This window comes from Pseudomonas sp. SWRI50, assembly GCF_014269095.1.
GTDB classification, from domain to species: Bacteria; Pseudomonadota; Gammaproteobacteria; order Pseudomonadales; family Pseudomonadaceae; genus Aquipseudomonas; species Aquipseudomonas kermanshahensis.
This window is the reverse complement of the sequence record NZ_JABWRW010000002.1, coordinates 309,205-336,012: the sequence shown is the minus strand read 5'-3', so window position 1 is coordinate 336,012 and position 26,808 is coordinate 309,205. Positions and strand designations below refer to the sequence as shown.

Sequence of the window (26,808 nt, the reverse complement as noted above, 5' to 3'; positions counted from 1 at the left end):
TAAATCCAGATCAATGCCTGCGTAATGAGCCTTACCAACTGCAACCCGTTACTTCAGGCTGTCGATCGCCGGCGGTGGGCTCCCTGCCGATGCACGTTCAAGCACATCCCCCTTCATCCCTTGTAGCCCATGGACGGGCTCGCTGCCTGATAAAGCCGCTTCAACGCGCGCGAATACCTCATCCAGCAAGGCATGACGCCGGCGGTACATCGCACGCTTCTTGGGGGCGATGTCGTCTGCGGCGCGTTTGGCAGCGGCCAGCGGCAGGCTGAAGAAGTCGTCGCGCTCCGAAGGCGTGGCGCCGTTTTCCAGCCAGATGGCGTCGTAATGGGCGGCCAGGTCGTGCGCCTTGTCAGCGCCAAAGTAAGGATGGCGATGATGCCGGTGCGCATCGCCAACTGCGTAGATGCGCACCACCCCCAACGTTCTGGCGATGCACTTGAAGGCCTCCAGCAGGAAGCTGCGCGGGCGCAGGCCCTCGAAGTCCTTGGTCAAGTCCCGGTAGATGTTCAGCGAAGTTTCGCTGTCGATGCCTTTGTGAATGCCCTGCACGGCGCCGATGAACACGCACAGCTCACCGTGCTGGCGGCACAGGCTGAACGCCAGCGATGCCACGCGCAAATCCCCTTGGAACAGGTTCAGCACCAGCTCCCCTTCGCGCTTGAACCAGATCGGCCGGTCCAGCACCAGCGCGCAGCCCTTCGAATAGGCCGACAGGTCGCACAGGGTCAGGCGCTCGTCGCGATCGAGCAGCAGCAACGTGGGAAACTGCCGGGCAACCACCTCAAAATGCGACGCCACCACACCGAGCCGCTCCTGCGCCTCCCAGCCCTTGCTGATGTAGGGCCATTGCACGACACCGATGCAATCGACCCCAAGCCTTGCAAACCGGTCATCACCCAGCGCCGTCGACATGCGCTGCATGAAGGCCTTCAGCGCGGGCCACTCCCGGGTGATCTGCCGCGTTAGCTTGACCTTGTTGTTCAAGGCCCGCAGCGAGTAGCCGGGCTGCAGGGTGAGCACACTTTTCACTATCGATCTGGCAATCATAGGAATCTCATTTGTACTCGATCAGCACGGCTTTGCCGGCACAGAACCTGTTCATCAGGAACTTTACCTGCCCAAGCATTTCAGGGAATTTGCCGAGCACCAGGAACACCGCCTGCAGCCAGCGCTCGCGTGTCGGCTTGCCAGCACGACGCGCCAGGCGCACCGCTTGCAGCGGGTAGATCAGCAACAGCAGCAGCGCCCACACACCCAGCAGGCCGCTGGCAAACACGATCGCCAGGGGGATGCCCAAGCCCCAGAGCCACGCGCGGCGGGACTCTCGCAACCAATGGCGCTCTGGCGCTCGCCCGTGCAAAAAGGCACCCTCGGCATAGGCATGGCCGGCGCGCAAGCTGCGTCGCCACCACTGGCTGAAACGCGTCATGGCAGCGTCGTGCAAGGTCATCTCAGCGGCCAGGCGCCAGATTTTCCACCCCTTGGCGCGCAAGCGGACGCACAGCTCCGGTTCTTCGCCGGCGATCAGGTCCGGGCGAAAGCCGCTCACTTGCGTGAAGGCATCGACGCGCATCAACGCATCCCCCCCACAGGCCTTCGCCTCACCGATGGGCGTGTCCCACTCCAGGTCACACAGCAGGTTGTACACCGAGCGTTGCGGGAACCGTTCACGACGCCGCCCGCACACCACCGCTACGTCTGGGCGTGCATCAAGGAAGGCCTGGGCATCGCCCAGCCAGGCCGCATCCACCTCGCAATCGCCGTCGACAAACTGCACGTAGTGCATCGACGGCAACAGGCGTTGCAGGCGGGTGAAGCCCTCATTGCGGGCCCGGGCTGCGGTAAACGGCCGGCTCATGTCGAGCGCCAGTACTTCGACCCCTTGGGCCTGTGCCATCTGCACGGAACCGTCGGTGGAGCCTGAATCCACGTACACCACCCGGTCCGCACCGTGCGCCAACGAGCGCAGGCAGCGCTCCAGACGCAGGCCTTCGTTGCGTCCAATCACTACAACGCCGATACCTGTCACCATGGGCCTCACTCGACCGTGCACTGCGCCGCCTCGGTGGGGTTGCGCAGCTTGATGGTCGCAGGCACGCCGACCGCCAACGCGTTGTCTGGCACGTCCACCAGCACCACGGCGTTGGCGCCGATGACCACGTTGTTGCCGATGCGGATGTTGCCCAGCACCTTGGCCCCTGTGCCAATATCGACGTTATTGCCGAACACCGGCGCAATCGGCTCGCTGACATTCTTCAGCCCCACCACCACACCGTTGCGAATTCGGCAGTCATCGCCAAAGCGGGCATAACCGCTGATCACGATGCCGCCGAAATGGTCGATGACGAAGTTGCGGCCGATCACGACCTCGCAGGGCAATTCAACACCCGTGATGATCTGCACGAACTTGAACAGGATCTTGTAGAGAATGGAGAACAGTTTGCGCAGCAGTGCCGGGCGCACACCATAGCGCCAGCGCCCGAAGCGATACACCAGCAATACCCAAAACCCCTGGGCGCCCCAATCACCCCCGTGTGCACGCAAGTCGGCGCGGATATTCTCGAACATGACGTCACCTACCGTGTGGGTTGGCTTGCGAACCGTGTCTTGAACAACAGCGACCAGGTAGTCTGGCAGTGCCGCCAGCACGCCCGGATCGCCGCGCGGCCTCGCCCCTTCAACAGAGCCTTGAGTGCCAGTATCAGGTCACCCACACACACCAGCAGCATGTGCAACGCCAGCCCGGCAACGCCGTGGTGCTTGCGGAAGTACAGCAGTTCGCTTTCGATCTGGTAGCTGGAAATCTGCCGGCTGGCCGCTTCCAGTTCGCTGACCGATTTGGAGCTTTCGCCGCCGATATGCACCACCGTGGTATGGGGATAGAAGACGACCTTCCAGCCCGCTTCCTTGACCCGCTTGCAATGGTCAACCTCCTCGTAATAGAGGAAGTAGCGCGGATCGAACAGGCCTACCTGGTCCAGCACTTCGCGACGCACCAGGTAGAAACAACCGGGCAGCCAATCGCATTCACGTACCGAGCCATGGTCCCAGGTCATCTCATCGACCATTTTCAAGCCTGGGAAGAAACGGCCCAGCCCAGTACGGCCGACAAACACGTTCAGGGGTGTCGGGAAGTAGCGGCAACTGGGTTGCAGGTCGCCATCGCGGCCCTCCAGGCGCACGCCCAGCACGCCGCACTCGGGGTGGTTGTCCATGTACTCGATGGTCTTGGCCAGTGAATCGGCCGCCACGAAGGCATCGGTATTCAGCAGCAGTGCGTACTTGCCCTTCAAGTGCGCCAGCAGTTGATTATTGGCGCGCCCGAAACCGACGTTCTTCTTGTTGCTCAGCAACAGCGCCTCGGGGCACACCTGGGCCATGCGTTCCACAGAATCATCGACCGAGGCATTGTCGACGACCAGGTAACTGGCAAGCTTTTCGCTGTCGGCCTGGCGCAGCGCATCGAACATGGGCTGCAGCAAAGACGCAGTATTGAAATTGACCACCATCACATCGACGGGTTTTCTATCCATTGCTACCGTCCCCGAAGAAGTACTGCCGTCGTTGCGCGGCAAGGGCAGGCTCCACGGTCGGGTCAAAGGCCCCTTTGCGCTGTTTGACCAGTTCTATCCACGGGTAGCTTTCGCAGCGCTCCTCCACCCTCTTGATCAGTGCTTCGGTGGTGCAGATGAATTTGGCCGGGTTGCCACCCACCACGGTGCCCGGCAGCACGTCCTTGGTAACCACCGCACCGGCAGCGACGATCGCATCGGGCCCGATGGTCACGCGGGGCATCACAATCGCGCCATGGCCGATGAAGCAGTTGTCCTTGATGTCGATATAGCCGACCGAATCGAGGTGCTTCCCGTAGCAGAGCTCGATCAATGCCACCACGCCGTCGTGGCCGATCAGTGTGCAATCCGACAGGCCAACGTTGTTACCAATACGCACCAGCGCAGGGTCGGTAACGTTGCACCCAGTATTGATATGAAAGTTGTCCCCTACTGAATGAAACTTACCCCAACGGGCCAGATAGATCCCCCACTCTCGCCCCGTTGGATTACACAACTTCTTGTACGTCGAGCTTCCCCGCCCGGTCGAGTTGACATAACGCGTCAGTGCACTCCGTATCCATCCGTTCATTCTGCGAGCCTCACAATCAATGCGATTCTGAACTATCCCTGAGGCGACTTCGGTCTCATTCTTCTTGGTGCTGACCGCATCGCACTCAACCCGTTTACAACGTGCGTTACACCGCGGCACCCGTAGCCGATTTCAACTTTTCATTGAGGTGGTCCGCCAACCTGACGGCAAACTGCAACAATGGCATGGTTGGGTTGGACGCGCCGCCCTTGGCAAAGATACTGCTTCCCGCCACATAGAGATTCTGGGTACCGAACACTTTGCAATTGGCGTCGACCACACCGAACTCAGGTGACGCTGCCATGCGCGTGGTGCCCATGTGATGGGCATGCGGCGCCATCTTCAACGGCACCGATGTGTCGTAGACGAAATCGTTGAGCTTGACGAAGCCCAGGTCCATGTCGGCAAATTGCTTGGCCAGTTCGGTGCCGATGCACTTGATGGTGTGCCTGTCACTTTCGCTCAGTGCCCAATGCACGTTGACCTTGGCCACCCCCAACTCGTCTTTTTCGTCCAGCAGTGAAATGCGGCTTTGCCGGTTGGGAAACTGCTCGATCATGGTGCCGATCACACCGTCGCCCGGGCAGCTGAACTTGGCAAAGAAGGCGATCTTGTCGGCGACGCCCATGTCACAGGCAAGGTTTTCCAGAAAGTGTTTGACCTCGGCCGTGCGGCCATACGTCTGCACGTCCGAGAGCAGTGAAGCGGTGATATTGCCTTTACCGGCCTGGTATTCCTCAACAAAGGCGTCGGTGGTGTAGTACTGACGCATCTGGGTATCCTGGTCCGACTTCAGGATGAACGTGCCCATGTCGATGTTCAGGTGCTCCATGAAGCAACACCCGGTCAACCCTTCCTTGTTGACGATACCCGCGGCCAACAGGGATTCACTGTTCAGTAACTGCCGGGCATTCTCGATGGCGCCCGTCGCCAGGATGAAGTTTCTGGCCACCACGCGCTGACGATGACGGTCGTAATCGGACACCACCGCAGCCACCACATGGCCCGACGCTTTGTCGAACTCCAGGTCGACGCAGTTGCAATTGATGAACACATCCAGCCCGTGGGTCTCGTTCAGTGCAGTCGCGTACTTCTGCGCAAAGCGCGTTGGAGGGCTCAGCAGGAAGCGGTCGGGTTCGAAGTCATCACCCGCAAGCCCGGTGTTCATCGCGTGAAACTCCGAGCCTGGCGGCAAATCGACGATGTCCATGGCCGCCGCCAGGTAGCCCTCGATCTCCGAGTAGGGGATCGGCCAGCCGGGCAAGTCGCCGGGCGGCGCCACGGCGAAGTCTGAAGGGGTGAACGGCCGGCAGCGCCCTGCCCAGTGGTTGGACGTGCCGCCCAGGTAACGCAGGCGTGTTTCCTCGGCGTACAGTTCGAGCCCCGTCGAGGCGCACTTATACAGCCCTTGCGAGTGCGGCGAATATTCACGCCCACCGCCCTCGGCCAGCAGCACGTTCCAACCCGCAGCTGCCAGCCGCAGGCCCAGGGTAATGCCAGCGGGGCCGGCCCCGATGATGCAAAAGTCATAGTCGTCACGCAGCGTTTTCTGCTGCTGATAGTCCTTGATCATGCTGGCTCGTTCCGGAAGTACTGAGAAGGCAACACCCAGCCGTTGATCACCACGAACCCGGGTTTTTCGACGGGTTTGCGTGCAACGTCTGCGGCCACCCCAAACACCGCGCCGCCAACGCCCAGCAGGACACAGCTCTGGAGAAAACCCCTACGACCCAACTGCGGAGTACACAACGTAAGCTTCCCCATGATCCCCAGACCTATCTCGATGAAGTGTTAACAATCAGTCACTCGACCGCCCCCACATTGCACCATCGCCCGCCTCTGGCCTCATCACAGCCATTCGAAGAAACGGGTCGCCAACAGCCCACAGAGTGCCCCCACGGCCACCATCGGCAGTACCACCAACTCGCGTTTGACACTGAAGATATCCAGCTTGCAGTTAACGTAGACCACCAACAGCAGCGTCGGGAAGGTATGCAGGGCCACCCCCCAGATTGCGTAGTCGACACCGCCAATGGCCAGCAGCAGTGGCAACAAGCCCCATAACGAGACTAGCCGGATGATGTTGTCCATGGCCTGGTATTTCGTCAGGCCCAGGGCAATCCATATCTGATGTGCCAAGGTATAGCGCAGCGTGAAGAACGACAGCGAAAGAATCGCAAGAATCGTACCCGCCTCGGTGTAGCGCGCGTCGTACATCCAGCCGATCAACAACGGGCTGGCGGTCAGGAACACCCCGCAGGCAAACAGCATCACAAGGTCGACCAGCAACCTGAAACGGAAGTACAGCGCCTTCAGGCGTGCCTTGTCACCTTCCCGAGCGGCTTCGCTGAACGCGGGCAGCGCTACCGAGCCCACCAGTTTCAGCAACCCGGTCTGCACGGACCCGAGGATCAGCACGGCAATCGAGTACACCCCCAACTGCCCCGCTGTCATGCTCGCACCAAACCAGATTCGGTCACCGTACATGGCCAGTACGCCGACCATCGACGACAGCAGTATCCAGCGGCCAAACACGATCAGCTCGGTCAGCGCGCTTCGGTCCCACTGCAGGCGGTTGTTCGGCCCTTTCAGCGCCAGGTGCCCCAGCAAGGTGCCCGCCAGGGCACTGACCAGGCCGGCGATCACCAGCGACCAGATCGACCGGGTGAAATAACCAATCACCAGCATCGCGATCAAACCGACCACTTGCGAGGCGAGGTCCACCAATACCACGCGCTTCTGTTGGAAAGTTCGTACGGCGACATCTATCTTGGTCGATTGGAATCCCCAGATGATGGCCGAAAGGCCGGTCACCGCCAGTACCATCGGCAGCTCGGGGGCGGCGTAAGTGGAGTCCGCCGGCCACAGGTTGGCCAACTGCGCGAACCAGGAGGCGGCGGCCAGCAGCAAGGTCAGGGCAAACAGGACGAAGCCGCGGATGATCTGGACGGTCCAGGCGGTATTGAGAAACTCGGGGTCGTCGCCCCGGTGGCTCTGGATGATGTTCTGGCGCAGGCCAACATCGGACAGCAAGTGCAAAAGTACCGAAACCGTGGTGGCGATGACCATCACACCGAACATTTCCGGCAGCAACAAACGGGCCATGATCAGGTTGCCGCCCAGGCGCATGACCTGTGACGCCACCAGCGACACCAGGTTCCATGACCCGGCCTTCAGTGCGCGCTTGCGCAGGCTCGCGGAGGCTGACACATCAATCGACGGCATGACTTCAATCTCTGACTGATTGGCTAAAAGTCACTATAGTTTCAATTAGCCATGATGCTAGCCGTGCCCACCAAGGGAAAGGTGTCCTTAGCCAATGCCTGAACATTTTCGTGCGTTGATCGTCATTCTGTTTCTGGCAGGCGTCGTTTTTGTCATGGCGCGCCGCCCGGCGACAGACCTCATCCCCTACAGCGACTTCAAGCGCCGGCGTAACCTGTGGTTCGTCCTGACGCTGGTGGCCTTCGCCTCCCACAGCTTCTGGGTGTACGTGGCCGCTGCCGGGCTGATCATGTACATCGCCGGGCGGCGCGAACGCAATGCCATGGCGCTGTTTTTCATGTTGCTGTTCCTGATTCCGCCGGCCTCGGTGCAAATACCTGGGTTTGGCGTGGTCAACTACCTGGTCGACCTCAACCATGTTCGCCTGCTGACGCTGTGCGTGCTGCTGCCGGCGGCGCTGGCCCTGAGCAGGCAAAGCGATACCCTGCGCTTCGGCCGCACCTGGCCCGACAAGCTGCTGGCGGCCAGCCTGGTGCTGATGAGTGTGCTGTACCTGCGTGAAACCACCCTGACCGACACCTTGCGCCAGGCGCTCTACCTGTATGTCGATGTGTTCTTGCCCTACTACGTCGCCAGCCGAGGGCTCAAGGAGATCAGTGATTTCAAGGACGCCATGCTGGCATTCGTACTGGCATCCTTCGTCCTGGCACTGATCGGCTTTGCCGAGTTCGTCCGCCACTGGCTGCTGTACAACGCCCTGATCGATGCCATGGGCGTGCAGTGGAGCATGTCCAGCTACCTGAGCCGTGGTGGCTCGCTACGGGCCAGCGCCACCACCGGGCAGGCAATTGCGCTGGGCTACGTGATGAGTGTGGCCATCGGCCTGTACCTGTTCGTCCAGGGCTATGTGCGCAGCCAGCTGCAGCGGGTGCTCGGCGCCCTGCTGCTGGCTGCCGGGCTTTTCGCGCCGTTGTCCCGCGGCCCCTGGATTGGCGCTGTGGTTATCGTCGTGGTGTTCATTGCCATGGGCAAAGGCGCCATCAAGCGCCTGACTGTGCTTGCCCTTGCCGGCGTACTGGCTCTGCCGCTGCTGACTGTGCTGCCTGGGGGCGACAAGGTGCTGGACCTGTTGCCTTTCATCGGCAATATCGAAAAAGAGAACATCACCTACCGGGAACGCTTGATCGACAACTCCTGGATCGTGATCCAACGTAACCCCTTGTTCGGTTCGTTCGACTTCCGTAACACCCCTGAAATGCAGTCGATGATTCAGGGGGAAGGCATTATCGACATCGTCAACACCTACGTCAGCCTGGCCCTGCGGGTCGGGTTGGTTGGGCTCGCGCTGTTCGTGGCATTTTTCGTCACCGTGTTGCTGGGCATCCGCAAGGCCATGCGCGCGTTCCCCGACAAGGATGACGAGCAACGGCAACTGGGCCGGGCGCTGTTGGCGACGCTGGTGGGGATCCTGGTGATCATCTTCACCGTCAGCAGCATCACTATCATCCCCACCGTGTACTGGTCGGTCGCAGGGCTTGGGGTGGCCTACATACAGCGGGTGCGCAGGCTCCGTTCCAGCCAGGCCAGCGACCTTCCCGCTGCCGGCCTTCAAATCAGGTGATGCCCATGAGCCGTTTCCCCTTGCGCCCCTTCATGCGGGTATCCCTGTTCGTTGGCCTGGCCGTCATGTCCCAGGCTGGCTGGGCCTCCGGGTGGGTCGTCAGCGTCGAAGAGCAAAACGGCCTGCCCAGCGTGACACGCGGTGGCGGGCAGGTGATGAAAGCCAAGTTCGACTTCTGGGCGGCTAACTGGAGCTGGACTGGCTTCTACACTGCCATGAAGGTCAATGCGCCCTACAGCTACACCCTGCAGGGCAAGAACAAGCAGTTGGACTTCGACCTGACGGCGGATATCCGCAAGCCGCAAACACAAACCTTGACCTGGGCGTTCGACCTGACCGCACACAGCAGGCAGACCAACGTGATGGGCGGCGGCATCGTTTTCCAGTTCGACCCGGCCCTGTTCAACGGGGAGATGGGCGCCCCCGTGCTGTTGCCCGACAACCGGGGCTGGTCCTGGGGCAAGGATGCGCAAGGCAGGCGCATCGAGATGCGCTTCGAACCTGCACTGGCGAAGGTGTACTTCGAGCCCGGCAGCAATGCCGAGATCCGCGCATTCTTCTACAAAGACCCCATCAGCGCCGGCCAGCAGCAGATCAAGGCGACATTGAACGTGACGGGCGATATCGAGCTGGGCCCAACCCCCACCGAGCGCTTTGGCCTGCAAGACCCCGCGCAGTGGCCCGACGACCAGCTTGACTGGCAAACCTCGCCGGTCGACCTGTCTTTTCTCAACGCTCCCGAGAAACCGGCAGGCAAGCGCGGCTTTGTAAAGGCCTCCGGCGAGCAACTGGCGTTCGAGGACAACACCCCCGTGCGTTTCTGGGGCACTAACCTGTCTGCGTACTCGCTGTTCAAGACGCCAGACGAGGAAATCATCAAACAGGCCAAACGCCTGTCGGCACTGGGTTTCAACCTCGTCCGGCTGCACCACCACGACTCCCCATGGGTCAGCCCGAACGTGTTTGGCGACGGCACCTTGATTCGCGATACCCAGCAGCTCAATGCCGAGTCGCTGCGCAAGATCGACCTGTGGGTCAAAAGCCTCAAGGACGAGGGCATCTACGTCTGGCTCGACATGCACGTACAGCGCGCCCTCACCGCCAATGACAACATCGATGACTTCAAGGAGCTGGCCAAGGGCGAGCCCAGGGTCGACCTTAAAGGCTACGCCTATGTGAACAAGAGCATTCAACAGGCCATGAAACGCTTTATTGAGCAGTACATGACCCATGTGAACCCCTACACCGGCCTAGCCTACAAAGACGACCCGGCCATTGCTGCGGTTTTGATCACCAACGAAAACGACATCACCCAGCACTACGGCAACGCCCTGATGCCGGACAAAAAAGTCCCCGCACATACCAAGCTTTACCAGGAGCAGGCAGACGCCTTCGCCAAGCACAATGACCTGCCTGCAGACCGCACCTGGCGCGCCTGGGAACATGGCCCGTCGAAGCTCTTCTTGAATGATCTGGAACGCCGTTTCGATGTCGAAATGATTACGCACCTGCGCAGTCTGGGGGTCAAGGTACCCATTGCCACCACCAGCACCTGGGGCGGCAATGGCCTGAGCGCGCTGCCCGCGCTGACCTCGGGCGATGTGATCGATGCGCACAGCTACGGCGCCATCGGCCAGCTCGAGAAGAACCCGCTGACCAGCGACGGGATGATCAACTGGATTGCCGCGGCCCAGGTCGTCGGCCTGCCCCTGACGGTCACCGAATGGAACGCTGAACCCTTCCCCCTGCCCGACCGCCATTCGCTGCCCCTGTATGTGGCGGGCACGGCCAGCCACCAAGGCTGGGACGCCATGATGCAATATGCCTATAGTCAGCAGGCCTTCAACAGCGGTTGGCGCACGGCAGACAACTGGCACGCGTACAACGACCCGGCCATGCTGGCCACGCTCCCCGCGGCTGCCCTGCTCTACCGCCGTGCGGACGTGCAGCAAGCCACCACCCGTTACGTCTTCGCGCCAACACCCGCCACCTTGTTCAACCAAGACATCACGCCGCGCAACTCGCTGCTGCTGCGCACCGCCATGGAAAAAGGCAGGCTGCAGATCGCCATGCCGCAGACGCCGGAGTTGCCCTGGTTGAAACCCAGCGTCATCCCGACCGATGCCCAAGTGCTGCGTGACCCTGCCCAATCGTTGCTGCCCCCTGACGCCAGCGAGTCGGTAACCGATACCGGGGAGCTCAAGCGCAACTGGCAACAAGGCCTCTACACTATCGATACCCCCCTGACCCAGGCGGCGACCGGCTGGCTGGGCGGTCGAACCCTCAACCTTGGGCAGGTCGAGGTACAGGCAAAGACGCCTTATGCCAGTGTCGTCGTGCAGAGCCTAGATGCCAAACCGCTGGGCCAGGCTCGCAGCCTGCTGATCTCACTGGGCACCCGGGCTGTGCCCAAGGTCGACGACAAGACACCGTTCAATGTCGAGCCCTTCGAAGGCACCCTGGCCATCCAGGCGGCGGGCGGTCTGAAACTGTTCGCGCGCGATGCACACGCGCAGCTCAAGGAATTGCCAGTGGCGTACCAGAACGGGCGCTATGTGATCACGTTCGATGGCCAGTACATGTCCAACTGGCTGTTCTTGAAATAGGGCATTTGGCCATCTACAGTCTCAAGAGACCTGTAGCTGATACTCCCACCTGTTCGATTCAGGGACGACCCGCGGCGTCTGTACAACAGCAGAGTCCTGGAGGCACGGATGAAGTTTCTGGTTGTCGGTGGCGCAGGTTATATCGGCTCGCACATGGTCAAGCACTTGCTGGCCGCGGGTCATGATGTGGTGGTGGCGGACCTTGTGTCGCCAGGGCCTGGGGTGCAATGGGCCAAGCTCGACATTGCCGACGAGCCGGCGCTGGATGTGCTGTTCGCCGAGTGCCACTTCGATGCAGTCTTTCACTTCGCATCGTTCATTCAGGTGGGCGAGTCGGTTGGCGCCCCTGGCAAGTACTACCAGAACAACGTAGCGGCCACCCTGACATTGCTGCAGGCGATGGTGAATGCGGGCATCAAGCGGCTGGTGTTTTCCTCCAGCGCAGCCGTTTACGGCAACCCGCTGTATGTGCCCATTGACGAGGCGCATGGCAAGGCACCGATCAACCCCTACGGGCTCAGCAAGTGGATGGTCGAGCAAATTCTCGAGGACTTCGACCGTGCTTACGGGCTGAAGTCGGTGTGCCTGCGCTACTTCAACGCCGCAGGGGCTGACCCTGACGGGGCGCTGGGCGAGCGCCATGAGCCGGAAACTCACCTGATACCGTTGATCCTCCAGGCGGCCGCTGGCAGGCGTGAGGCGGTCACGGTGTTTGGCCGGGATTACGACACCGCCGATGGCACCTGTATTCGTGATTATGTGCATGTCGCCGACCTGGCTTCGGCACATGCGCTGGCAGTGGACTACCTGGTCGCTGGCGGCCCCAGCACGGCGTTCAACCTGGGCAATGGCCTGGGCTTTTCAGTGCAACAAGTGATCGATACCGCCCGCACAGTGACGGGCCGGCAGATCCACACACTCGATGCACCCCGCCGCGCGGGTGACCCGCCCAGGTTGGTGGCGGATGCAGGCAAGGCGATGAATGTGTTGGGCTGGAGGCCAGCGTATGCATCGCTGGAGCAGATCGTGGCGCACGCCTGGGGGTGGGAGTTGCAGTACCCGTGGCCTCGGCCGTAATCATGCGGCTATTCACTATTGGGTGTAGGAGCAGCCTTGTGCTGCGAAGAGCCCGGTGAAAACACAGCGAATCTTCGCTGCTGTCACCGGCCTCTTCGCAGCACAAGGCTGCTCCTGCATCCCGATAGTGAATAATCAGTAATAGGTGCGCGGCTTCTCATCCGCCTTGTTCAACACCGTACCAATCAGGTTGACCGTCGCCAGGTGGTGCAGGCATTCCTCGATCTCTTGCTTGCTGTTCATGCCGTTGCCCACGACCAACAACACACAGTCGAACTTGGGCATCACGGTGATTGCATCGTCTGAGCTCAACAGCGGCGGCAAATCGAAAATGCAGATGCGCGACTCATAGCGGCTGCGCAAGTCGCTGATCAGGTTGTTCACCCGCGGGGACGACAGCATTTCGGTAGACATCGGAATAGGCACCCGCGTTGGCAGCACGACAAAACGCGGCAACGTGGGGTTGACCAACACCTCTTCGAGCCCGGCCTGGTCAGACAACAACTCGTTGAGGGCCTTTTCCATCGGCAAGCCCAGGCTGCTGCCGACCTTGGGGCGACGCAGGTCGAAGTCCACCAACAGCGCTGTCTTGGTCGTGTGGTGCGCGATACTCATGGCCAGGTTGATCGCCAGCACCGTCTTGCCCGCCTCGGGTGTTGGCGAGGTGATGGCCAAGGTGCGCCAGCCGTTTTCCTCCATCGCCTGCAGCACCTGCGTGCGCAACAGGTCGATCGGCCCACTCATGTTCGAGTTCTTGTTGAACGCGACAATCCGATTGCGCTCAAGGTGCTCCGCACGCAACGGCACCACCTTGGTCTTCACGTAATCGAATTGCCCTGGCACTTCTGGAGGCTCCGCCCCTTGGGCGGTTTGCGGTGCCTGGGCAGCACCTGGAGAAACTTGATGAATACCATTGCCAACTACCGGCTTGATCCTGTCCATCACTGCTTTCCCTATTCAAACCGCGCCATAGCCTTGAACAGCAACACATCCAACGGCATGTAGAACACGTGCACCAGCACTACCATCATAGCAATCAGCACAAGCACCGCCAGGATCAGCAGGTTGCGCCAGCGTTTACGCTTTGCCAGTTCCGCCTGGGTGGTGATGAAGGGCACCGTCACCAGCACACGCTTGCCCAACACGCTCTCTAGCGCCCCTACACCCCGTACCCGTTGATTGAGCATTTCCAGCAGCATCACCAACGCGCCACCGCCTGCCGGTGCCAGCACCAGGCCCAGGGCGGCGATTTTCTTGCGGTTGGGTTTGATCGGCTTTTCGGGCAGCAGCGGTGGCTCCAGCAGCACAAAACGCTCTGCCTTGTTTTCCTGTTCCAGGCTTTCGGTAATTTTCGCGCCCATTTCCTTGGCACGGATTTCTTCGTACTTCTTGCGCGCGTTGTCGTGGTCGCGCATCAAGGTGACCAGGCCACGCTCCACTTGCGGGGCTTCAAGAATCTCCGCCTCGTAGCCTTCCATCTTCTTCACCAACTCACGCTTTTGCTCCGCCAGTGAGGTGATGCGCTCCTGAGCCGCGCCAATCCGCGCACGCACCCGCGCCACATCGAGGCTGACCGACGACGCAGCCTTGCTGCCGCCGCCGCTGGCTTGCAGGGCATCGATCTTGCGCTTGACCGCAACCACGTCCGGGTGCGCGTCCTTGTATTTGGTCAGCAGCCGGGCGTACTCGGCCTTGAGGCTGGGCAGGTCTTGTGGCTGGTCGGCACTGGACGGCCGGGTACCGTCAGCCTTGGTGGTCAAGCCGGCATTGGCCGCCGACAGTTCAAGCTCCAGGTAACGCAGTTCTTCTTGCGCGGTCTTGTAATCGCGGTCGACCTCCCTGAATTCGAGCTCCGAACGCGACAGCATGCTCATGCGCAGCGACTGGTGCTCAGGCAAGGCATTGGCGTGGGCTTGCTTGAAGTCCGCCAGCTGGTTTTCCAGGCTGGCAAGCTCGGCACCCAGCTTGTTGGCTTCCTGGGTTAGGAATTCGGTGGTTTCGTTGGCGCGCTCGGTGCGCTGCTTGAGGTTTTCGTTGAGGAACAGCGTCACCAGTTCGTTGGCGACATCCTTGGCCACCTGGGCTTGCTTGTGCTCGAAGGACACATTGAATGCGACCGTGGCCTCACCCCGCCCTCTGACGAACGTGCTGAGGGTAGCGACCACAATGGCATTGCGCATCTGGTCGATCTTGTCGCTTTCGCTGAGCCGCTTGTCAGCGAACAGGCTGTACTTGTCGATGATCCGCAGCAGGTTTTCGCGGGTCATGACGCGCTGGCGAATAACCTCGATGCGCTCATCGGCAAAGCTGTTGTTGTTCGCCGATACCAGCTCGGGGGAAATCTGTTGCGACTCCACCAGAATGGTCCCGGTGGACTGATAGATCGGTGGCACGCTGACCGCGACCACCACGGTCGCGGCAAGAATGACTACGATACTGATCCCTAATAACAGGGCCCTATCCTTGATGATGGCGATGTAATCTTTAAGGGAAAGCTCGTAGTCAGACTTCATAAAGGCCACCAGGCTGAAGTTCAGAGGTCGGGGTACCTATACGTCAACGTCAAACCAACAATTGTTGCATCCGCAGTGGGTGCATCGTCCTGCCGCCGCTCCTTGTACATCAACGATAGGCGCAGATCCCAAAAAGGCGAAAATTCCCGGCTGGCCCAGACACTGTACATTTGCAGTGTGTTGGGGGTTTGCCCTTTGCTGTCTTGCCAGGTGGCATCGGCGCCGACGCGGGTCAGCTCGTTGACCGCGTAACTGTAGATACCGCGCACCATGTCGAGCTCGGCAAAACCACCCTCCGCGCTGGCGACCGTGCTGCGTTCGGCACTCAAGCTGAGGTCGGAACGCACGCCGGTATACAGCAGCGAAGCCCCGCCCTCCCCGCGCCGACCACCTTCAGAGCCGGACACCTGGTTGACGCCAACGTGCGCATCGGCACTCAGGCGCTCCGAGAACTGATACTTCACCCCAACTGCAGGGGTATAGCTGTTAGAGGCGGTCGCAGTAAGGTCCTGTTCGGGCTCATAGCGCCTCACCCCAAACCGGGTATACACATCGGCCCGCTCGTTCCAGGCGTAGGTCCAGGTTGTCACGTTGCCAAGCTCGTTGTAGCCAGTCAGCGTGTTGATGTCGTAACGCGCTCGGCTGTACTTGGTTTCGTTGGACAATGTGCTGCGCGCGGTGATGGCGCTGCTCCAATTACCCGCCAGCGTATACAGCTTCTGCGTGCCGTCGGTGGTCACCACGCCGGTGTCCTGGACAATGCCAGACAACGTGGAGCTTTCGTTGTACTGGGCCACCAGGCCAAAACGCCCTTTCTCGGTGTCGCGTTGCCAGCCCAGGCTTACATTGGGGTCTTCGCGGTCGTCGACGATGTCCGTGTCTGAAGAGCGCAACACGTGCATGCCAAGACCCAACCGTAATTCGTCGCGGTCGAAGGTACCGACAAGGGTGTAGTCGGGCGCAATGATGGTGCGCGTCACTCCCTTTTCTTCAGACGACAGCAACAACGGGTTGCTGTCGTATTCGACCGAGGTCGGTACCACCACCGATGACTGCCAATTTGCTGCCTGGACCGCGTCCGTAAACGGCAAGACCATGATTGCCGTTGCAATGCTAGTTGTTCTAAGAAGAGGCATTAAGTGTTCTTATTAAGGCAAGATCAAGGAACGACCAGCGTATCGCCAGCCTGAAGTTGAATGTTGGTGGACATGTCACGCCCGGAAACCAGGTCCCTATATCTCACGGGCAGAATCCGTTGGGAAGCCCCCTGGCCGCGAACCACCTTGATGTCGCTTTCGTCAGCGAATTTGTCCAAACCACCCGACATGCTCAAGGCCTGCAATACGGCCGTGGGCCCCGCCATTTGTACGGGCCCTGGCTTGATCACTTTGCCCTGCACGTACACAAGGTTGCCGGCGATGCTTTTGACGACAACGCTGACGTTCGGATCGGGGAGGAATTTTTCGAGTTTGGCAGCGACCTGTTTTTCAACGGCCGTGACATCAAGGCCAGCGACATCGATCCGCCCTGCCAAGGGGAAGGTGATACTGCCATCGGGTAGCACGGTGGCTTCTTGACGCAGGCTCTCCTCTTGCCAGACGGACACCATTACAACATCGCCAGGGCTGAGCCGATAAGCTGCGCTATTTTCGACCGCGTTGCCGGTACCAGACCACAGCATCAGCACGCAAAAAGCGGAACACAATGAACGTACCATGAGGGTCCCTCCGGCCTACTGGCCTGACAAAGAGCACTGAATGAGAACGGCACACCAACTCTCGCTCCACTTCGCAACCGCACTGCCTGCTGCGATGGCCTCAACCTTCCTGGAGGCCCTGTACCTTGACACCTCGACACCCTGCCTGACCCGCCCGCTGCGACACCCTACGGCTAATGGCGATGAGTCGCCACTGGAATATAGCAACAGTTGGAAAATTGACAAGCTGTCAGCGGCTGCGAAGCCATCAACAACAAACCTCAGACGTCAATTTACCGACAGCTCAAAAAAAGCCCCGTAATTGATCAACTGTTAAAGCCCCCTATTACCCTTGCCAGGCGAGAACGTTTAAATCTTTCTTCTGTTGGCAACGGCAACAAAACCGATCACTGCAAAGGCGAAGAACCACCCTGCCGTTGCGACAGGAATGACACTGTTTTGATTGACATACGAATCAGCAGCGCGTGCAGCGCCACTTAAAAGCACCAACAAGAAGATTGATTTAATGAACAGTGTCGAGCGCATAACCCCCTCCTATAAAGAGGATAATAAAAATATTTATTGGTGGGTTTAGCGGGAGACTTCCTCGCTGTTGATTTGAGCTTATGGGCACAATGACACTACGTCAATGATCCGACACCATAATAAAATTCAATGAGCAAGGGGTGGCTTCGTCAAAATGCCGTCACACATAAACTGCAGGCGTTTCTCGGTACTGCCAGAGTAGGGGCAATTAAGTGTAAGGCGCTGATATAGCAAACATTTCAATGATAGTAGCCGCACAGGCGACCCCGGCGGCTGGCGCTATTGTGATAGCTGATCAATCGAAGACGTGAAGGAGGCAAGCCCTTGCGTTTCATCGCTGAGAAACCAAATGCTAATGGTTGGCCTTACGAACGAAATCTGGCGCTTTTAGCTGAGGCTTAACAGGTTGCTACACCGGCATCAAATCCAGGGTGCGCTCAACCTCATCGATGTCAATCCTGAACCCATCGCCTTCCGGCATGCCCACCACAAAGCCAAAGTGCTGCTGGTCGCGGTCTGTCAGGTATTTGTAGTAACTGACAAAACGGTTCGGTGGCTGCAACGTCAATACTGAGCCGCCGGCCTGCAGCACGTTCACGCCGTGAACCAGCTGGCTGCCTTCGACCCCAGCCACCACCCTGGCGCCGGCGCACGCCGCGATAATGCTCGGCACGTCGGTTTTCAGCGGGTCGACAATGCGAAAGCCCCTGTGCGTGCGCAGGTGCTCTGCTACGGCCATTTCATTACGCAGGAAGCGCAAGTCGCCGTCGCCACCACGCAATATGAATACACCGGGGTGTGGTTCGTGGGGCACATGCGACAGCAGCTTTTCGCCCATGGCCCGGTAGCGCAAGTGGCGGCTTTGGTTGTTGCTCTGGTCGTCGAACAGCACCAGCTCACGGAAAAACGCGCTGCGCAAACGAAGGGGCTTCATGCCCAGCCAGTCTTCATAAGCCGGCGCCTGGGTAAACAGTGGGTAGCGCGCAGAGGGCGCAGTGGTCACCGGCACGCCCTCGTTGCAGGCCAGGGCATAGGTGACGCAGTCTTCCATCAACCAGGTGCCAAACCAGGAGTTGCCATTTTGCGTGCAGTAGATGGCCGCGCGCTCGATCTCGTGCTCCACCACAACCCGCGGGAAGGTGCTCGGTTTCAAGGATAACCAGTGGCTGGCCTTGCCTTTGTAGAGCGCGCCATCGACCAACCACACGTCCTTGATCAGGTACCCACGGGTAGGGCCCTGCGCCACGCTGAGCCCACCTTCCATCGTGCGGGCGGGATGCACGTAGGGGTAGAAGCGCTTTGCCTCCCACCCCGTCACCCGCTCCAACTGATTGGGCAAATAGAAGGCGGGCGGGGAAACCGTTGTTTCACCAGGCGCGATATCCCAGCTTTTTGACGCGATGCTTTTCAGGTCGATGGAAGAATTACGTGCAAGCCGCTTTCGCGCCATGTATTTGTATGCGGCGAGGGTCCACTTATGCCGTTTACCGGCAGACGGTGCGCTGAATTTGGAGATATCGCTGCCCATGAAGTGCTCCCCGGAGTGGCGTGGTCACAAGCCTTAGAACGACTCAGTTGGATGTGATCCTTTCCATCGTCGGCGGCGACTGTAAATTGGCGTAACGCGTGCGTAAGGTCTCGATAAACGACTCGCCCGAACGTTTGTCACCATAGAGATAAATCTTGTGCAGGCCGCCAAAGACCATCTCGTGGTACCGGCTGGCGACCTCTTCATCGCTCGGCCCGTCCGGTAAGCCCAGGTGCAGTGTCAATTTGTCGCCTTCAACCGCGAACATTGGCGTTTCCCAAAGAAATTTCGCCGTCCCGGTCTTGGGCAGCCGCACGAACAGGTAGGCGTGGTTGCCCAACGAATCAATGTCGCCACCGCGCCGTCTTTTCCACTTCAGCAAACCGTCATCCGGCCGCGCCAGGCACAGGCCAATGTCGTAATAATCGAAGCCATGTTGCAACGCCCACTCCAGCGCCATGAAGGTGGTGATGGAGTTCACCTCACGCAGTTTTTTCGCATCTGAAAACACCGCTTCGCTATAACCAAAACGCAGGGTGCTCCAGTAGCGCTTGCCACCGCGCGTGACTTCACAACCCAGGTGGCAACCGATCACTTCGTCGCCCAAGGTGATGAGGTCCAGGCGCCCGACGCTCTTGGCAATGCGGAACACATCGTCCGTGGGAAACTGCGCAGCATGAATACCCTGCCTGGCCGTGGCATAGGGGCGCAGCAACTGGCTGTCAGCCATTGCGATTTCTTCATCCGACAGCGTCTGCCTCATCTGATAAAGCGGCCGGTTCTTGCGAATGCTACGGCGCAACTCGCTGTCGTAGCGGGCGGTAATGTCATCCAGCGTTCGCCCCAGTGGTACCACGGCACTCAGGTAGTGCGGCACGGACAACGCCCCTGTGGTGGGTATTTCACTCACCACCACCACATGGTTCGACGCGTCTGGCTCTGCACTGCTGCCGGCAACCGGAGCGTTGCCCGCAGCCTTGCCACCAATCAGCAGCTTGGCCATCTCGCGCTGCTGCTTGCGCCCGATGTAGAGGATTTCGTAGGGGCTTTCCTGCTGCAGCCTGAACCTGGCGACCTCCCACCGCCAGACACAGGCTCGGCCAAGCACTTCACGGACTTGGCTGGCAAGCAGCCTGATCTCGTAGCGCGTCGAAGGAGAGATGAGTCTTCGTGCCACCGCTGCCAAGTGCTGTTTCATTCTTCTTCGACGTCCTTTGATGTTGTCTATGGGCAGATCAGAACAAGATCATATTTAGCTGTAATAAACACACCCAACGCACTGATATACAAAAGATTACTATCGAAACTTCACTCTCACATTCAGTAACAATTTAAGATGCCAGGCAACGGTTTGGCAAGCGGCACTCTGACAGCATGCCAATCTATTTTATGACGTCAAAATTCTCTTTTTATTTTGATGATCGTGTGACGCTAACACATGACGCCTGTTGAGTTGCAGGCAATACCGGGTTACCACCTGGTTATTAATCAATACCGTTTGATGCTCTCTCCTCATAAAGGAGCATCGACATGCCATCCCTATCAACGCTTGAACCGCATCAAACACTGCTGGAAACACAGCTGCCCACCTGGGCACACCAAATAGCCCCGCCTCAATGGCACAGCTTGAGGCAAAGTCAACTAACGGCCTATTACACGCAGGCCTGGTTTGCAAATGCCGCGCCTGATCTTCGTCAGGCCGTGCACCGTAGCCAGTCGCGCCTACTGCGCTCGCAAAGCACCTTGGCCCGCACCCTTGAGGGGCTTGAGCAGATCACTGCGTTCGCTGAGCCCCGGCTGACGGCACGCCTTGCCGAACTCGGCTGCAGCGCGCCACTTCGTGCTACCGAACTGCTTCGAGTAGAAAGCACCTGGCATTGGGCAGGCATGCGTTACCTGAACAGTCATCGTCGTGACACGCTGCTGCAGGCCGCGCTGCAGAACTTCGCCGATGACGAACACTTCAGCGCCCAAAGCGCCATTGCCCTGAGCCCCGACATCCAAGTCACAACCGTCCAGTTACAAGGCACTGTGGTACTGGGCCCGCAAACATCTCCGGCGCATTTTCCTCTGGTCTCGGAACGGTACGAAGTGGAGCGACTACCGCTGACACCCGCTGCCTTTGCCACGCTGTGCCGTTCGCTGGACTTGGGGCAGCAGTACCAAGACCATCTGGAGCAGCATTTCGCCAAGCCCCCTGTACGCGAGCAGGCCATGGCCGTGTACAAGGACAGGCTGCGCCTGGCGGCCGACCTGGCTTACCTACGGCATGTGCTCACCGGCACCGCGCGCGACCAAGTCGACCTGTTTCTGCAGGGCAACGAGATGCCTTGCTGGCAACTGGCACTGTTCGGTATCACCTTGCATGAGGTGATGCTGATCGACACCGGCATCACCGGGCTGCTGCTCTATTTGCCAGGCCACGACCAGGCCCTGCGTCAATGCGCCGACCTTGAGGCTGTACACGAGGCACTGGCGGCCCTGCTGCTGGAACCCACCGACCGGCAGACGTTCATGGCGTACGTGGAGCAGGGTCAGCAGCAGCACTTTCTCGACTTGCTGCACCAAAACCTTGACGCCTCAGGCGCTTCTGACGACGACAAGGCATGGCAGCGGGCCCCTGAGGCGGATTTGCGCCCCACTCGGCTGGCAATCACCGAGGAACCCTTTGCTTATTATCAGGCGCTGCACCTTGACCGCCTCAAACGCGAAGCTCGCCAGCTGGCGGTGCCGACTGCCGAAGCCGACGCTACGGCCCGGGCAAACCGCCTGCAAGCGTGGGAAGACCTCGGCATGGACGCGCTCAACCTGGCCGGCTTCTTCATCCCCGCCGTGGGCACGCTGATGCTGGCGGTGACGGCATGCCAACTGCTTGGCGAAGTGTACGAAGGCTATGAGGCCTGGCATCAGGGTGACCGCCACCTGGCGTTGCGTCACTTGGAGGCGGTCGGCCTGAACCTGGCCATGATCGGGGGCCTGGTAGTCGCTGGCCACGTGGTGCCGAAGTTGTTCAAAAGCCCACTGCTGGAAAGCCTGCAGGAAGTTCGCAAGCCCGATGGGCGCTACCGGCTCTGGCAGCCAGATCTCAGGCCCTACCGCAGTAGCCAGGCATTGCCGGAAAACCTGCACGCCAATGCTCAAGGCCAGTACCTGCACGATGGCCGGTATTTCATTCGCATGGATGGCCACCTCTACGAGCAGCGCCTGGACACGCAGACACAGCAGTGGCGGCTTGTGCACCCACACGCGCAGGACGCTTGGCAGCCACCTCTGGAACACAATCAACAGGGTGCCTGGCGCGCCAGCCATGAACAGCCATCACAGTGGTCCTTCGCAATACTGGCTCGCCGTTTGGGGGAAAGCTACGCCGCGTTCACACCCGAACAACTTGAGCTGGCTGGCCGCATTTGTGGGACCGATGCCGCGTACCTGCGCCGCGTGCACCTCGAAGGGCAGCCGCCACCGGCTTTGCTGCTCGACACCCTGCAACGTATGGCCGCGCAAGAGAAGGTGGTTGCGCTGGGCAGCGACGCGCCGGGCAACCTGTTCGAACGGTTGTATAACGGCGATGCGCCCATCGAACCGGCAACACGCACGTTGCTGGAAGCCTACCCTCGCCTGTCGGCTGTACTCGGCAGGCGTCTACTGGCGCCACTGAGCGCCGCGCAATCCCTCGCCTGGGAAAACGACGCGGTGTTACCTGCCTGGCTACGTCAGCAAGTTGAACACACGCACAGCGAACTGCCTCTGGTACGTGCCGTGGAAGGCGTGCTCGTTCCCGCTCGGGCCGATGCCGATAGCGAACGCCTGCTGTTCAGTGCCCTCGATGGCTTGCCCGACTGGCCGCGCGATGTGCGCCTGGAGCTACGTGCGGGTAGCCCCGAAGGCCCTCTGCTTGAACATATCGGCAGCAACTCAGCAGGCCGCGTCTGCCGGGTGATCAAAAGTGCAGAAGGCTATGAAGCTGACCTGGGGCAACGCCCTGCCCCCGCCACGCGCGACATGGACCTGTGCCGCGCTGTAGAGCAGGCACTGCCGCAAGTCCAGCGCAACGCGCTAGCGATCCTCCAGGCCGACGGGCGTACGTTACGCCAGCGCGTCCTGGCTTGGGTCAACGACAACCGAGATGACCTTGCACAACGGCTGTGGGGGCCTCGCGCCAGGCGTCGCGCTCGCCCAGTCCAACTGCGTGGAGGTCGCCCACTCGACCCGCAACCCCCGCACCCACGCCACACAGGTTCACTGGCCGGCGCCTATCGCCGCCTGTACCCCGATGCCACTGATTCGGAGATCGAGGATGTACTTGGCAACGACCCTGAAGACAATGACCTTCGCTCACCGACACAAAGGCTGCGCGACCTGCAACAACGCCTGGATACGCTGCGCCGCAACCTGCAGCAATGGGCCCGCCCCGACCCCCAGCGCCTGCACCAACGCCAGCGGGCGATCCGCCCAATCATCAACGCTTGGCGACGCCTGTCGAGCGTGCCACTTGCAGGCGGGGGGCGGATTGCCAGCCTCGACCTTTCCGGCCTCGAACTGGAAAACCAGGACCTGGCCAGCCTGGCCCTGCCGGATGACTTCACCCATGTGGAGCATGTATCGCTGCACAGCAACCCAGCACTCAGCCAGCTCCCTGCCGAATTCTTGGAGCGCTTCCCCAAACTGAAACGCTTGTTGTTGTCCAATTGCCGTTTCGACGCCCTGCCCCGTGTGACCAACCCCGATCGATTGACCTGGCTTGATCTGGACAACAACCGCATCACTTGGGATAACCGCAACCAGGTAGCGCTGAACCGGTGTGCCGGGCTTATCGTGCTGGACCTGTCGGGCAACCCGCTGCTGGAGGCGCCAGACCTGAACGGGCTTGACCACTTGAAAACCCTGTTTCTGTCCGAGTGTGGCCTGTCCGAGCTGCCCCTAGGCCTGAACGTCGTTGCCGAGCCTCTCGTCCTGGACCTGTCTGGCAACCAGTTTCAGCGGTTGCCAGCGGGCTTCAACCTCCCCGGCCCGTCCGCCGAAGCCCTGTGCCTGGAAAGCGAGTGGCTGAGCGAAGGCATGCTTGCCCAGGTCGATGCTTACAATGCCGCCCATGAAGTCGATTTGCTGGTGTGTGAGGGGGACTATGCAGAGTTCTTCGAGGGGACGGGCCCGGAACAGGCCGCGCTGTGGCAGCGCTTGCCACTTCAGTACCGCCGCGACCTCAGGCCGTTGCTTGAAAACGATTTTTTCATAACCCGCCCGCAACAAGCCCGCACGGAGTTCTGGCGGCGCCTGGCAGCCATCGATGCTGACCTGGTGCTACGCCAGGCGTGGTTGACGCACCCGCCCTATAATCTGTTCCGCCTTCCCCTGTAGCGAGCGGCGAAAAATCGCCTGTTACCCAGGTGACAGGCGCTGCCTACGCGGATGCGCTAGCCAGCCTTGCAACTCGGCGGCCGGCATCGGCCGCCCAGTTTTGCATCGGCGCAGTGCAGGCAATATTGAGCCAGACTGGTGTTTTTCCTGTGACCGGTGCATGCTCGAAGCTGAAGCGTTTCACCTGGCACGAACTCCGCTCAGATATGTGAGGTGCAGTACCCATGGACCGTCTGCTCGATTCACTTTTCCCGACCGCCGAGAACATCCCCGACACCTGGCGCCTGGAAGCCCCCCTGGAACAACGCGACTATTTGGTGAACGGCCAGCTCAGGCGCTGGGACGGCCCTCTGGCCACGGTGCGCAGCCCGGTCTGGCTGAAGGAAGCCGACGGCGAGCGCCAGGTCATTCTCGGCAGTGCCCCGCTGCTTGACGCCGACACCGCCCTCACCGCGCTCGACGCTGCCGTGCAGGCCTACGACAAGGGCCGTGGCGCCTGGCCGACGATGCGCGTTGCCGAACGCATACAGCACGTCGAACGCTTCCTGGCGCGCATGCGTGAGCAGCGCCAGGCCGTGGTCAAGTTGCTGATGTGGGAGATCGGCAAGAACCTCAAGGATTCGGAAAAAGAGTTCGACCGCACCTGCGATTACATCGTCGACACCATCAATGCGCTCAAGGACCTCGATCGCCGCTCCAGCCGCTTCGAGCTTGAACAGGGCACCCTCGGCCAGATCCGACGTGCCCCGCTGGGCGTTGCATTGTGTATGGGGCCCTACAACTACCCCCTGAACGAAACGTTCACCACGTTGATCCCGGCGCTGATCATGGGCAACACCGTGGTGTTCAAGCCGGCCAAGTTTGGCGTATTACTGATCCGCCCGTTGCTCGAAGCCTTCCGCGACAGCTTCCCACCGGGGGTGATCAACGTCATTTATGGCCGCGGCCGCGAAACCGTCAGCGCGCTGATGGCCAGCGGCCTGGTCGATGTGTTCGCCTTCATCGGCACCCACAAGGCCGCCAGCGACCTGAAAAAACTGCACCCGCGCCCGCACCGCTTACGCGCAGCCTTGGGCCTGGACGCCAAGAACCCCGGCATCGTGCTACCCCAGGTCGACCTGGACAACGCGGTCGAAGAGGCCGTGACGGGTGCGCTGTCATTCAACGGCCAGCGCTGCACGGCGCTGAAGGTACTGTTCGTCCACGAAGACGTGGTCGACGGCTTCCTGGAAAAGTTCCAGCGCAAACTGGCCGCGCTCAAACCTGGCATGCCATGGGAACCCGGTGTGGCGCTAACGCCATTGCCGGAACCGGGCAAGGTCGACTACCTCGATGGCCTAGTAGCCGATGCCACGGCCAAGGGCGCTCGGGTCATCAACGAGGGCGGTGGGCAAAGCCGCGGTTCGTTCTTCTACCCCGCCCTGCTGTACCCGGTGAGCCATGACATGCGCGTGTACCACGAGGAGCAGTTCGGCCCAGTGGTGCCAGTGGTGCCCTATCGCGACCTGGAAACCGTCATTGACTACGTGCTCGACTCCGACTACGGCCAGCAACTGAGCCTGTTCGGCAACGACCCAGCGACCATCGGCAGCCTGGTGGACACCTTTGCCAACCAGGTCGGCCGTATCAATATCAACGCACAGTGCCAGCGCGGGCCAGACACCTACCCATTCAACGGCCGCAAGAACAGTGCCGAAGGCACCTTGTCGGTGCATGACGCCCTGCGCGTGTTCTCGATCCGTACGTTGGTGGCGACCAAGTTCCAGGAGGCCAACAAAACGCTGATCAGCGAGATCATCCGCAATCGCCAATCGAGTTTCCTGACCACCGATTACATCTTCTAACGGCCGCCGTTATAGAAAATCGGTCTAGCGCCGCTGTCGATTTTCCATCTGTGCAAACGACTCTAAGCAAAAGGGCGCCAACCGGCGCCCGTTTCAAAGGAGAGCGAACATGGCAGCCAAACCCATCCCCGAAGGCCAGCACAGCATCACCCCCTACTTGGGCATCAACGACGCCGCCAAGGCCATCGAGTTCTACAAGAAAGCCTTTGGCGCGGTCGAGATGTTCCGCCTCGACGCCCCGGGCGGTCGCGTGGGGCATGCTGAATTGAAAATCGGCGATTCGTCGCTGATGCTCGGCGACCCCTGCGACATGGAAGGTGGCCTGACCGCCAGCCAGAAACTCGCGGGCGCGGCTGTAGGCCTGCACTTGTATGTCGAAGACTGCGACAAGGTCTATGCCCAGGCCCTGGCATGCGGCGCCACCCAGCTGCGCGAAGTGACGGACCAGTTCTATGGCGACCGCAGCGGCACCCTCAAGGACCCGTTCGGCAATATCTGGTTCGTCTCGACCCACAAGGAAGACCTCAGCCCTGACGAGATTCGCGCCCGCGCCGCGCAGATGTTCAGTGGTAACTGAGCGGCGCGTTTTGTACCCGCTCTAATTGGGCGCGCCTCGGCCTTGTGATGCGCCTGCGGGAAACATCCGGC

20 protein-coding genes are annotated in these 26,808 nt (G+C 60.4%); 6 read left to right on the top strand and 14 right to left on the bottom strand.

The genetic code is table 11. The features are described from left to right. Window positions 1–48: 48 nt before the first annotated feature. The 7 genes from HU750_RS03730 to HU750_RS03700 form a co-directional block, all read right to left on the bottom strand. On the bottom strand, window positions 49–1,050 hold the full coding sequence (locus HU750_RS03730) for a DUF535 family protein (protein WP_186676837.1): 1,002 nt from the start codon (window positions 1,048–1,050) through the stop codon (window positions 49–51). 7 nt (window positions 1,051–1,057) lie between these two features. Next, on the bottom strand, window positions 1,058–2,035 hold the full coding sequence (locus tag HU750_RS03725) for a glycosyltransferase family 2 protein (RefSeq protein ID WP_186676834.1): 978 nt from the start codon (window positions 2,033–2,035) through the stop codon (window positions 1,058–1,060). A gap of 5 nt (window positions 2,036–2,040) precedes the next feature. Continuing rightward, window positions 2,041–2,571 carry a serine O-acetyltransferase gene (locus HU750_RS03720; protein WP_099454027.1) on the bottom strand — a complete coding sequence of 177 codons (531 nt, stop codon included), beginning with the start codon at window positions 2,569–2,571 and terminating at the stop codon, window positions 2,041–2,043. Between the two features lie 8 nt (window positions 2,572–2,579). Further along, complete coding sequence (locus HU750_RS03715; protein ID WP_186676831.1) at window positions 2,580–3,536, bottom strand: glycosyltransferase family 2 protein; 957 nt, start codon at window positions 3,534–3,536, stop codon at window positions 2,580–2,582. Next, window positions 3,529–4,146, bottom strand: coding sequence for an acyltransferase (locus HU750_RS03710; protein WP_027596770.1), 618 nt, complete (start codon window positions 4,144–4,146; stop codon window positions 3,529–3,531). Before HU750_RS03710 ends, HU750_RS03715 begins: the two co-directional genes overlap by 8 nt. 106 nt (window positions 4,147–4,252) lie before the next feature. Further along, complete coding sequence (locus tag HU750_RS03705) at window positions 4,253–5,719, bottom strand: FAD-dependent oxidoreductase (RefSeq protein WP_186676828.1); 1,467 nt, start codon at window positions 5,717–5,719, stop codon at window positions 4,253–4,255. Window positions 5,720–5,994: 275 nt separating this feature from the next. Then, window positions 5,995–7,371, bottom strand: coding sequence for an oligosaccharide flippase family protein (locus HU750_RS03700; RefSeq protein ID WP_186676826.1), 1,377 nt, complete (start codon window positions 7,369–7,371; stop codon window positions 5,995–5,997). A 94-nt stretch (window positions 7,372–7,465) separates the two neighbouring features. On the opposite strand from HU750_RS03700, the gene HU750_RS03695 reads away from it, so the two are divergent. The 3 genes from HU750_RS03695 (at window position 7,466) to galE (ending at window position 12,675) form a co-directional block, all read left to right on the top strand. After that, complete coding sequence (locus HU750_RS03695; RefSeq protein WP_186676824.1) at window positions 7,466–8,992, top strand: O-antigen ligase family protein; 1,527 nt, start codon at window positions 7,466–7,468, stop codon at window positions 8,990–8,992. Further along, window positions 8,992–11,598: a cellulase family glycosylhydrolase gene (locus HU750_RS03690; RefSeq protein ID WP_420876190.1), complete on the top strand. Its 2,607-nt coding sequence runs from the start codon at window positions 8,992–8,994 to the stop codon at window positions 11,596–11,598. The genes HU750_RS03695 and HU750_RS03690 overlap by 1 nt, the downstream gene beginning before the upstream one ends. 108 nt (window positions 11,599–11,706) lie before the next feature. Beyond that, on the top strand, window positions 11,707–12,675 hold the full coding sequence (galE, locus tag HU750_RS03685) for a UDP-glucose 4-epimerase GalE (protein ID WP_186676820.1): 969 nt from the start codon (window positions 11,707–11,709) through the stop codon (window positions 12,673–12,675). Between the two features lie 135 nt (window positions 12,676–12,810). On the opposite strand, the gene HU750_RS03680 is transcribed toward galE, so the two are convergent. The 7 genes from HU750_RS03680 to HU750_RS03650 form a co-directional block, all read right to left on the bottom strand. Next, window positions 12,811–13,617 carry a CpsD/CapB family tyrosine-protein kinase gene (locus HU750_RS03680; protein WP_186676819.1) on the bottom strand — a complete coding sequence of 269 codons (807 nt, stop codon included), beginning with the start codon at window positions 13,615–13,617 and terminating at the stop codon, window positions 12,811–12,813. Window positions 13,618–13,628: 11 nt separating this feature from the next. After that, the gene (locus HU750_RS03675) at window positions 13,629–15,188 is read right to left on the bottom strand and encodes a GumC family protein (protein ID WP_099454019.1); all 1,560 of its coding nucleotides are present in this window, start codon (window positions 15,186–15,188) and stop codon (window positions 13,629–13,631) included. 20 nt (window positions 15,189–15,208) lie between these two features. Continuing rightward, entirely contained in the window at window positions 15,209–16,324 is a 1,116-nt protein-coding gene (locus HU750_RS03670) for a hypothetical protein (protein ID WP_085273383.1), read from the bottom strand. 23 nt (window positions 16,325–16,347) lie between these two features. Further along, complete coding sequence (locus HU750_RS03665) at window positions 16,348–16,905, bottom strand: polysaccharide biosynthesis/export family protein (protein ID WP_027596761.1); 558 nt, start codon at window positions 16,903–16,905, stop codon at window positions 16,348–16,350. Between the two features lie 348 nt (window positions 16,906–17,253). Continuing rightward, complete coding sequence (gene eppA, locus HU750_RS03660; protein ID WP_077068395.1) at window positions 17,254–17,430, bottom strand: EPS-associated small membrane protein EppA; 177 nt, start codon at window positions 17,428–17,430, stop codon at window positions 17,254–17,256. A 409-nt stretch (window positions 17,431–17,839) separates the two neighbouring features. Then, entirely contained in the window at window positions 17,840–18,958 is a 1,119-nt protein-coding gene (locus tag HU750_RS03655) for a glycosyltransferase 61 family protein (RefSeq protein WP_186676817.1), read from the bottom strand. A gap of 43 nt (window positions 18,959–19,001) precedes the next feature. Beyond that, window positions 19,002–20,156: a GNAT family N-acetyltransferase gene (locus HU750_RS03650; RefSeq protein WP_186676816.1), complete on the bottom strand. Its 1,155-nt coding sequence runs from the start codon at window positions 20,154–20,156 to the stop codon at window positions 19,002–19,004. A gap of 503 nt (window positions 20,157–20,659) precedes the next feature. On the opposite strand from HU750_RS03650, the gene HU750_RS03645 reads away from it, so the two are divergent. From HU750_RS03645 to HU750_RS03635, 3 genes are all read left to right on the top strand, one after another. Continuing rightward, the gene (locus tag HU750_RS03645) at window positions 20,660–24,316 is read left to right on the top strand and encodes a dermonecrotic toxin domain-containing protein (RefSeq protein ID WP_346010836.1); all 3,657 of its coding nucleotides are present in this window, start codon (window positions 20,660–20,662) and stop codon (window positions 24,314–24,316) included. A gap of 224 nt (window positions 24,317–24,540) precedes the next feature. Next, window positions 24,541–26,160 (top strand): NADP-dependent glyceraldehyde-3-phosphate dehydrogenase, encoded by a 1,620-nt coding sequence (locus HU750_RS03640; RefSeq protein ID WP_186676814.1) that lies wholly within the window; start codon window positions 24,541–24,543, stop codon window positions 26,158–26,160. 109 nt (window positions 26,161–26,269) lie between these two features. After that, complete coding sequence (locus HU750_RS03635; RefSeq protein WP_099429457.1) at window positions 26,270–26,737, top strand: VOC family protein; 468 nt, start codon at window positions 26,270–26,272, stop codon at window positions 26,735–26,737. The last annotated feature ends 71 nt before the right edge of the window (window positions 26,738–26,808 follow it).